Consider the following 9,328-nt stretch of genomic DNA (forward strand, 5'->3'; position numbering starts at 1 on the left):
CGGATGGGCGCCGCGCGGCCCGTCTTCCGGCGAGATGTGCGGCCCTTCGACATGCACCGCCGGGATGGCATGGGCCAGCAGCGGGTCGGCCGCGCGTGCTTCCGCGATCGCGGCCAGCGCCGCGGTGATCGAGGCCTCGGACGCGGTGATCAGCGTCGGCAGGAAGGTGGTGATGCCGTCGGCCCGCAGCACCGCCGCCAGCCGCGCCACCGTCTCCGGCACCAGACCGCCGCCGTTCAGATCGTGCCCGGCGAAGCCGTTGACCTGCAGGTCGACCAGCCCGGCCGACAGCCAAGCCGTCTCGCCCGCAGGGCCGTCCTCGATCGCGGCGATGCGGCCGTCCTCGACCGTGACCGCCAGGCTGCGGCCGGTGGCCGGGTCGCGGCCGGTGATCACAGCGACCGCACCCGGCCGCGGAACCGGCCGATGAAGCGGCCATTGGCCTCGTCGCCGCCCGGAGCGTTGCCGCTGCGCCAGACCGGCGGCTCGATGCCGCGCTCGGCCAGCTTGGCGATGGTGCGGATGACCAGGCAGTTCAGAGCGAAGGCGTTGGCGAAGGTGGAGATTGCGGCCACCGGCTCCCCAACCCCCGGGATCCGCACGACGGCGTCACCGACCGGCACCTTGGTGTCGATGGCGATGTCGGCCAGGTCGTGCAGGTTCTGCCTGGTCGGATGGCGGGCGGGATGGTCCGGCGCCGTCCGGTCGGCATGGCCGCGCGAGCTGACGCCGATGACGAAGGTCCCACGCTTCTTCGCCTCGATCGCCGCATCGATCAACGCGGCGTTGATGCCGTAGGCGTTGACCAGGATCAGCAGGTCGTCCGACCCCAGCCCGCGATCGGCGATCACCACCCGGCCATAGCCCGGCGTCCGCTCGATCGCCATCGACCGCAGGGCACCGTTCGACAGCAGCGTGCCCTCGTCGAGGATGGCCGAGACGTGCATCAGCCCGCCGGCGCGGAAGAAGATCTCCTGCGCCGCCAGGTTGGAATGGCCGCCGGGTCCGAAGACATGGACCAGCCGGTCGGCCGCGATCTGGTCGGCCAGGCGGGCGGCGGCGCGGTCCAGGCTGTCGCGCTCGGTCTCTAGGATCGCGCGCATCAGATCCTGGGTGCGGTCGAGATAGGCGGCGCAGAGGGCGTCGGCGTCGATGTCAGCCATGGGGGTCCGACTCCGGGTCCAGGAACAGGTTCACGGCAGGGTGCCGGCGCAGCGCCGTCGCCGGGCAGGCAGCGCCGATGGGGTCGTGCAGCGCGCGGCGCACCGCCTCGCGCTTGGCCGCGCCCGGCACCACGCAGACAAGACGGTCGGCGCGCAACAGCCGCGGCACCGTCAGGGTGAGGGCATGGGTCGGCACGTCGTCGAAGCCCGGAAAGCAGCCATCATCGACCTGCTGCTGGCGGCAGACGGCGTCGAGCTCCACCACCTTCACGTCCAGCGGATCGTCCAGGTCGGCCACCGGCGGGTCGTTGAAGGCGAGATGGCCGTTCACGCCGATGCCGAGGCAGACGATGTCGATCGGGGCCTCCGCCAGCAGCCGGGCATAGCTTGCGGCGGCCCTGGCCGGATCGCTGCCGGGATCGATCAGGTGGACGGCGCCGAAGGGCAGCCGGTCGAACACATGGCGGCGCAGCCAAAGGGCGAAACGCGCCGGATCATCCGGCGCCAGGCCGATATACTCGTCCATGTGGAAGGCGGTGACACGGCCCCAGTCGATGCCCGGCTCGGCGACCAGGGCGTCGAGCATCTCGGCCTGGCTGGGCGCCGCGGCGAAGATCATGCGCGCCCGGCCGCCACCGGCCAGGCGGCGGCGCAGATCCCCGGCGACCGCGGCCGCGGCGGCCCGGCCCATTTCGGCGCGGCCGGGATGGACCTGGACATCGATGCCGCCCACCGGGGCGGTTGCAGACAGGGTCATGCGGAACTCCGTTGGGCCGGCGACGGTTTCGCCAGCCTTTCGATCATCAGCAGCAGGGCCCGGGCGATATGGAACGGGTCTTTCACAGGCAGCGCCACCGTCTTGTCGAGCGGCGCCCCGGCGCGGTCGCGGATCTGCACCCATTCGCCGCCCGGGCCGGCGGGAAAGACGCGGTATGTGTAGGCCGCCAGCCGGTCGTGCCAGGCGGCGAGGTCGGCGCGCCCGGTCTCGAGATGCAGCAGCGCCAGCGTGTACAGCGCCTCGGCATGCGGCCACCACAGCTTGGTGTCCCACGTGTCGGCGACCAGCTCCTCGTAGCGGTCGCCGGCCCGCCGTCCGCGCGGCGCGCCGCCGTCGCGATCGGCATAACGGAGGAGGCCGCCTTGATCTTCATCCCAGCCCAGCACGGGGGCGCGGATGGCGATGTCGGCGAGAGCATCGGCCTCGAACAGCCGGGACTCCGCGGCAATGCCTCGGCGCCGCAGGGACTGCCCGGCCTGCCACAGGAACCAGCAGGCCTCCAGCACATGGCCTGGGGTGCGGTGGCGGGCCAACAGCGTGTCGGCGTCGCCGGCGGCCGCAGGCATCATCTCGGCGACGTCGCTGCCGGACAGGAACACTGTCTCGATCGCCCGCACCGCGCCAAGCACCGTCTCGGCGGCAGCCGCGGAGCTCGTTGCGTCCAACACCTCCGCCCCCACCCCGACCAGGATCATCGGCAACGAGAAGCCGCGGAAGCCAGTCCGGATCGGATAGGGCTCGGTCCGCGCGGCGCCGGCGGCGATGCGGCCGGCGGCGCACGCGAGCAGCCGCTCTGCCAAATCGCCCCACTCCCCCTCCCCGCTCTCCGCCGCCAAAGCGGCGAAGCCCAGGGCGACGAACAGGTCGGCGAAGACGCTGGCGTGCAGGCCCTGCCCCGGCGCCGGCGGCTTCGGCGTGCCGTCCTCCGCCAGCAGATACGCCGTGCTGCCGTCCGCCAGCAGCGCATGGTCGCGCAGCAGCACGGCAGTCCGGCGGGCCCGGTCGAAGCAGGCGGCCCGGTCGATCCCGACCAGGCCGAGCCGCCCGGCGCGGGCCAGCCGCGCCATCAGCCAGACCCACCGCCCCTGCGACCAGGTGTATTTGTCGCGCGACAGCAGCCGGGCGCCTTCATTCGACCAGCAGGTGAAGACCCCGCCATGCCGGTCGTCCGGGGCGTTGGCCAGCCACCAGGCCAGCACGTCGCCCGTCAGGTGGCGGGCGGTGGCCCGGCGCAGCGCCGCCGGGTCCGTGATCGAGACGGAATCAGGCACGGCTGGCGCTCTCGCCGCGGACGGGAATGCCGGCCACCGCCGTCTCGTCGGTCTCCAGCGCGTCGATCAGCGCGTCGGCCTCGGCATTGCGCCATGGCGCCACCAGCCCGACCAGGGTGAACACGGCCAGCGAGCACAGCACCGGCCCGGCCACGGTGATCGAAGTGGTCCAGTCCGGGTTCAGCGCCTTGACCTCGTCGACGAAGACGTATTTCACCAGCACGAAGACGATCAGGCCGGTGGCCCAGGACGCCAGGGCCGCGGTCGGGCCGCAGCGCCGGAAAGCCGGCAGCATGCCGAACAGCATCGGGATCGCGATCGGCCCGACCAGCGCGCCGAACCACAGAATGATCAGCCCCAGCACGCCGCCGAAGCTGTCGGCGGTCAGCGCGATGCCCATCGACAGGGCGATGAACAGGAAGGTGCTGAGCCGGCCGACGAACAGCTCGGTCTGGCCGGACATCGTCTTCGCGCCCTTCCAGATCACCGGCAGGATGTCGCGGGTGACGACGGCGGAGACGGCGTTGGCGTCCGATGAGGTCATGGCCATGGTGTGGGCGAACATCCCGGCCAGCACCAGCCCGATCAGGCCGGTCGGCAGCAGGCTCTGGGTCAAGAGGGCGTAGGATTGCTGCGGCTGGTCCAGGTTCGGCAGCAGGATCGGCGCGGCCCACATCGGGAAGAACAGGATCAGCGGCCACACCAGGTACAGCGCGGCGGACAGCAGCGCCGCCTTGCGGGCGTCGCCACCGCTCGGCGCGGCGATGAAGCGCTGCGCCAGGTTCCAGGTGCCGCCGTTGTAGGACAGGGTGTTGATCAGCAGATACACCAGCACGAAGACGATCGTGTACTGGCCGTTGAAGGGCGAGGAATGGCCCGGCGGCAGCTGGTCCCAGATCGTCCACAGCGCCGAGACGCCGCCCAGCTTGGCCAGCACGGCGACGAACAGCACGATGCCTGCCAGCAGCTGGATGACGAACTGGCTGAAATCGGTCAGCGCGTCGGCCCACAGCCCGCCGATGGTCGAGTAGATCAGGGTGACGCCGCCGGTCAGCAGCACGCCCCACACCAGCGGCACGTCGGCGAACACCTTCAGCAGCAGGGCCGTCGCGGTCCATTTGGCGCCGACATCGAACACCTTCAGCGCGCCGCCGCTCCAGGCCAGCACCTGCTGGGTCGGGACGTTGTAGCGGGTCGACAGGTATTCCAGCGGCGAGATGATCGCCAGGCGCTGCCGCAGCCGCGACCAGCGCGGCGCGAACAGCACCGACCCGACCACCATGGCGAAGGCGATGCCGATCGCCCACCAGACATAGAGGGTGAAGCCGGCGGTGTAGGCGATCGCGGCATAGCCGACGAAGACCGCGGCGCTGTAGCCGGACATGTGGTGCGACACGCCGGACAGCCACCACGGCATCCGGCCGCCCGCGGTGAAGAAGTCGGCCGCCGTCTTGATCTGGCTGCGGGCCCAGACGCCGATACCGACCATCAGCAGGAAATAGGCCCAGAGCACCACCCAGTCGAACGTCCCCATGAAGTCCCCCTTGCTGCCGGCCCGGTCATTGCGGGCCTTCGGACGCCAGGGTGTTGTGCAACCGGTTGCATGTCAAGCCGCAACCGGTTGCACGAGCAATTTTGAAGTGATGTACCATTCCGCCGCGTCGCGCTAAGAGTGTCGGCAGCCGAACCACCGGGCCGCCATGGACCAGCCGCCGAAATCCATCCCGACGATCGAGCAGGTGGCCCGCGCCGCGGGCGTGGCGCGGTCGACCGTGTCGCGCGCCTTCAGCCGGCCGGGGATGCTGAGCCCGGACACGGTGGCCCATATCATGGAAGTGGCCGCCCGGCTGGGCTACGCCCCGAACCAGGTGGCGCGGGCGCTGTCGACCGGCCGTTACGGCAATGTCGCGCTGATCGTGCCGGATGTCGCCAACCCGTTCTTTCCGCCGCTGATCCGGGCGGCCGAGGCGCGTGCGGACGCCGGCGGCCTGTGCGTCTTCCTCGGCGATTCGGACGAGGATCCGGACCGGGAGGAGCGGCTGACCGGCAAGATGGCGGCGCAGGTCGACGGCTTCGTGCTGGCGTCGTCGCGCCTGGGCGAGGACGCGGTCCGGGCGCTGCGCGGCCGCCGGCCGGTGGTGCTGGTCAACCGCGACATTGAGGGGCTGGACCGGGTGCTGATCGACAGCGGCCCCGGCGTGGCAGCGGCGGTCCGGCACCTGCAGGAGCTGGGGCATCGGCGCATCGCCTATATCGGCGGCCCGCCCTCCTCCTGGTCCAACCAGCAGCGGCGAGGCGCGGTCCTGCAGACCGCAGGAGCGCTAGGGGTCGAGGCCGTCGAGGTCGCGGCCGAGCGGCCGTCCTACGAGGGCGGGATGGCGGCGGCTTCCGCCGTGCTGTCGGCGCGGACCACCGCGGCGATCGCCTTCGACGATCTGGTGGCGCAGGGGTTGATGGCGGGCCTCGCCGGGCTGGGCGTCGACGTTCCGGCCGGGTTCAGCGTCATCGGCTGCGACGACGTGCTGGGCGCCCGCACCTATCCGCCCCTGACCACCATCTCCGCCCGGTCGACCGATGCCGGCCGCACCGCCATCGAGATGCTGCTGGCCCTGATCGAGGCCGGCTCATCCTCCGGCGCGGCGCGGCGGCTCGGCACGGAACTGATCGTCCGGGCCACGACCACGACGCCGCCACATCGCTGACGCGGCGTTCACTCCATGCCACATGTTCACGCCAGAGAGCTGTCTGCAGCATCATATAGAATATTTTTCGCAATGATCAGGGTTTTGCAGAGCCGGTTCCTAACTATACTCGATGCTGAACATTGCCCGGATTCGGTGACCGGATGGCGCTTGCCGCAGCTGCTTCCATCGTCTGGCTGAGCATATGCGCAGCGCCGCCGCCCGGGGCGAGTCCCAGCCGCATGTCCGAGGACATGGCCGGTATCCCGCTCGCCCTCGCGATCTCGCCGGAGCGTCCGGACCGGTGCCCTGCCCTGTCCCTGCCGGTCGGTGATGCCCGCGTCGCGTGGCTCGGCTTCGAGCCAGCCGCCAAGGATGCGTCGCAGCTTCGCGCCATTCGGCTGATCGGGCCGGCGCCGGAGCATCCGGATGACCCGGTCGCGGTGTCGGAGATCGAGCTCGACGACGGCACCCCGGATGCCGTCCCCATGCTGCCGGTCGGGCCGGACCTGCTCGACCAGATCAAGCTGCGCGCCGCCGGACGGGGTACCGTCCGCCAGGCTGATCCGGGCATCGTCATCGCGGATTGCACTGCCGGAACAGCGCCCGGCGAGGCCGTCATCGCGCTGCCCGGTCACATGCCCCGCGGCGCCCGGCTGTCCCTGGCGGCGGAATACGATTCGGATGCGCCCTTCGATATCGCCGTCGGGACCGCGCCGCTCGGGCATCTTCCGCCCGGCTCCGGCCAGCGGCAGGTCATGCCGCTTGTGGACAGCGGCGCGATGGACGCGCCGATCACGGCGACGCTTCGCTGCCCTCCCTCGGCCGCCCGGATCTCCTTGCGCTCGCTTCGCCTCGTCGAAGGCGAGGACCGGCCGGTTCCACTGTCGACCTGGATCTGGCGGCCGGCGCAATGGCGGGAGGACGGCGAGGGCCTGATCGCCGCGGCACAGGCCCGCGGGCTGGACCGGATCTTCATCGGCCTCGACATTCGCGGCGGCGCGGTGGCGGAGGCCGGCCGGCTGCGGTCCTTCCTGCAGGCCGCCCGCGCGGCCGGCCTGTCGGTCTGGGCTGTCGAAGGGGACCCGGCTGCCATCACCCGGGCGGGCCGTCCGCCGTTCCTGGAGCGCACGCGGGCGATCGCCGCCTTCAACCGCGGCTCACCGGCCCTGGACGGGATCCAGTACGACATCGAACCCTATCTGCTCGCCGGCTGGCCGCTCGACCGGGCCGCCGGCATCGCCGCCTATCTCGACACGCTCGAACAGCTGAAGCGGGCCGCCGCCGGCCCGGTCGAGGCGGTGCTGCCCTTCTGGTGGTTCGACATGCCGGAGATGGCCGGTTCCCGCGACCGGCTCGCGGCGGCGGCGGATCGCTTCGCGGTGATGGCCTATCGCACTGGGCCGGACGACATCGTCGCCGCCGCCGAAGGCGCCCTGGCCTGGGCCGGTGCGCACGATCGGCCGATGACCGTCGCGCTGGAGGCAGGACCGCTGCCGGACGACCGCGTCCAGTCCTTCCGTCCGGCGGCGGAGGGCGAGCTGTGGCGGGTGACGCTGGATGGACGGCGCATCCTCGTCCTGCTCGACCGCCCGCGCGCCAACCCCGCGGGGCAGGCCTATCGCCGCCAGGGCGACCACCGGCTGCCCGCCGGCCGGCTCAGCTTCCTCGGCGACGCCGCGGCCCTGGCGGCCGCGATCGACCGCATCCGCCCCGTTCTCTCCACCTGGCCGGCCTTCGCCGGCATCGCCCTTCACGGGCTGCTCGACGGCCCCCGGAAGGAGCCCTGATCCACCATGTCGCCTTCCAAGCCGAAGATCCTGGTCGTGGACGACGACGAGCTGCTGCGCGACCTGCTCGAGTTCAAGCTGCGCAGCCGCGGCTATGAGGTCGAGTTGGCCGAGGACGGCGAGGCGGCCCTCGAAGCGGCCTCGGCATCGCCACCCGACCTGATCGTGCTGGACGGCATGATGCCCGGCCTCGACGGCTTCCAGGTCCTGCAGCGGCTGTCCGACAGTGGCGTGACGCGCGACGTCCCGGTGATCATGCTGACCGCGCGCCGGCAGGAGCAGGATGTGGTGGCCGGCCTGTCGCTCGGCGCCCAGGACTATCTGGTCAAGCCGTTCCTGCCCGACGAGCTGGTGCTGCGCATCCAGCGCATCCTCCGCAACCGCCAGAGGCCATCGTGACGCCAGGCCGCGGCGCCTGCGCCGCCGCCCTGCTCGCGCTCGCCCTGACCGCCGCCGTGGTTCCGGCCGCCCATGCAGCCACGGCCGAGGACCTCTACAAATCGGCGCTGGAGGCGCGCCGGGCCAATGATTTCGACCGCGCCATCCAGCTGCTGACCCAGGCCCGGGCCATGGCCCCGAAGGATGCCGACATCCTGCTGCTGCTCGGCCAGATCCAGGGTTTCCAGCAGCACTACGACCTGGCGCTGGATACGCTCGGCCAGGCGCTGGCGCTGGCGCCGGACTATGCCGATGTCCGGCTGGCTATCGCGCGGATCCGCAGCTACCAGGGCCGCTACGCCGAGGCGGCGACGGAGGTCGACGCCGTGCTGGCCCGGGACCCGGGCAATGCCGAGGCCCTGGCGCTCAAGGGCCGCCTCGCCCTCTACCAGAACCGGCTGGACGAGGCGGAGGGCGCCTATCGCGCCGCCCGGGACGCGGCTCCGAACCTGGCCGACCCGCATGTCGGGCTGGGCGACGTCGCCGCCGCGCGCGGCGAGATCGACGCCGCGGCCGCCGAATACGACCTGGCCGAGGCGCGCGAGCCCGGCAATGCCGACATCGCCGAACGGCGCCGGCGGCTGGCGGCGGGCAGCACGATCGAGCACCCCTGGCGGCTCGACGTCAGCGGCGGCTACAGCGTCTATGACGGCGCCGCGCGGGCGCCCTGGCGCGAGGGCGGCGTCAGCATCGGCTATCGCTTCTCGCCGGCCACGGCGGTGTTCGGCGGCGTGTCGTTCCACAGCCGCTTCGGCGAGTTCAGCGAACAGTTCGAGGCCGGGCTCTTCCAGCGCCTCGCCGATGGGGTCGAAGGCACGCTGACCGCCACCGTCGCCCCGGGTTCGGAGTTCCTGCCGCGCTGGTCGCTGGCCGGCGGCACCACGGTCACCGTCAATGCCGGCGACCGTCAGGGCTTCCTCGGCCGCACCGCCCTGACCGGCGACGTCCGCTACCAGGCCTATGACGGCTTCGACGTTCTGACCCTGACCCCGGGCTTCCAGCAGCACCTTTTCGCCGAACGGCTGCAGCTGACCTTTCAGCTGCCGCTGAGCCGCGACCGGTACGGCGACTGGCAGGTCGGCTGGCTGGTGCGCGGCGACTGGCAGGCGACGGACCGGCTGCGGGTCTTCGCCGGCTACAGCCGGGCGCTCGACACCGAGATCAACACCACCATCGAGACCCGCACCGTCTTCGGCGGACTCGGCGT

The 9,328-nt window shown here is 71.8% G+C and carries 8 protein-coding genes and 1 pseudogene; 4 read left to right on the forward strand and 5 right to left on the reverse strand.

From position 1 onward, the window contains the following. The 5 genes and pseudogenes from ABDW35_RS24965 to ABDW35_RS24985 form a co-directional block, all read right to left on the reverse strand. Positions 1 to 396, reverse strand: a pseudogene (locus tag ABDW35_RS24965) (hypothetical protein); the annotation flags it as partial. Further along, complete coding sequence (locus ABDW35_RS24970; RefSeq protein WP_343716568.1) at positions 393 to 1,163, reverse strand: SIS domain-containing protein; 771 nt, start codon at positions 1,161 to 1,163, stop codon at positions 393 to 395. The pseudogene ABDW35_RS24965 and the gene ABDW35_RS24970, both read right to left, overlap by 4 nt. Continuing rightward, positions 1,156 to 1,920, reverse strand: coding sequence for a glucosamine-6-phosphate deaminase (locus ABDW35_RS24975; protein ID WP_343716569.1), 765 nt, complete (start codon positions 1,918 to 1,920; stop codon positions 1,156 to 1,158). Before ABDW35_RS24975 ends, ABDW35_RS24970 begins: the two co-directional genes overlap by 8 nt. Continuing rightward, entirely contained in the window at positions 1,917 to 3,212 is a 1,296-nt protein-coding gene (locus ABDW35_RS24980) for an AGE family epimerase/isomerase (RefSeq protein ID WP_343716570.1), read from the reverse strand. The genes ABDW35_RS24975 and ABDW35_RS24980 overlap by 4 nt, the downstream gene beginning before the upstream one ends. Continuing rightward, positions 3,205 to 4,746, reverse strand: a complete 1,542-nt coding sequence (locus tag ABDW35_RS24985; protein WP_343716571.1) for a sodium:solute symporter family protein — start codon at positions 4,744 to 4,746, stop codon at positions 3,205 to 3,207. The genes ABDW35_RS24980 and ABDW35_RS24985 overlap by 8 nt, the downstream gene beginning before the upstream one ends. A 166-nt stretch (positions 4,747 to 4,912) precedes the next feature. On the opposite strand from ABDW35_RS24985, the gene ABDW35_RS24990 reads away from it, so the two are divergent. From ABDW35_RS24990 to ABDW35_RS25005, 4 genes are all read left to right on the forward strand, one after another. Then, positions 4,913 to 5,914: a LacI family DNA-binding transcriptional regulator gene (locus tag ABDW35_RS24990; RefSeq protein ID WP_343716572.1), complete on the forward strand. Its 1,002-nt coding sequence runs from the start codon at positions 4,913 to 4,915 to the stop codon at positions 5,912 to 5,914. 221 nt (positions 5,915 to 6,135) lie between these two features. Further along, complete coding sequence (locus tag ABDW35_RS24995) at positions 6,136 to 7,683, forward strand: hypothetical protein (protein ID WP_343716573.1); 1,548 nt, start codon at positions 6,136 to 6,138, stop codon at positions 7,681 to 7,683. A gap of 6 nt (positions 7,684 to 7,689) precedes the next feature. Continuing rightward, complete coding sequence (locus ABDW35_RS25000) at positions 7,690 to 8,082, forward strand: response regulator (protein ID WP_343716574.1); 393 nt, start codon at positions 7,690 to 7,692, stop codon at positions 8,080 to 8,082. Continuing rightward, positions 8,079 to 9,328 (forward strand): YaiO family outer membrane beta-barrel protein (locus ABDW35_RS25005; protein WP_343716575.1); only part of this gene is annotated, 1,250 nt, incomplete at its 3' end. The genes ABDW35_RS25000 and ABDW35_RS25005, both read left to right, overlap by 4 nt.

The sequence above is a fragment of the Inquilinus sp. genome (genome assembly GCF_039594555.1).
Taxonomy (GTDB): Bacteria; Pseudomonadota; Alphaproteobacteria; order DSM-16000; family Inquilinaceae; genus Inquilinus.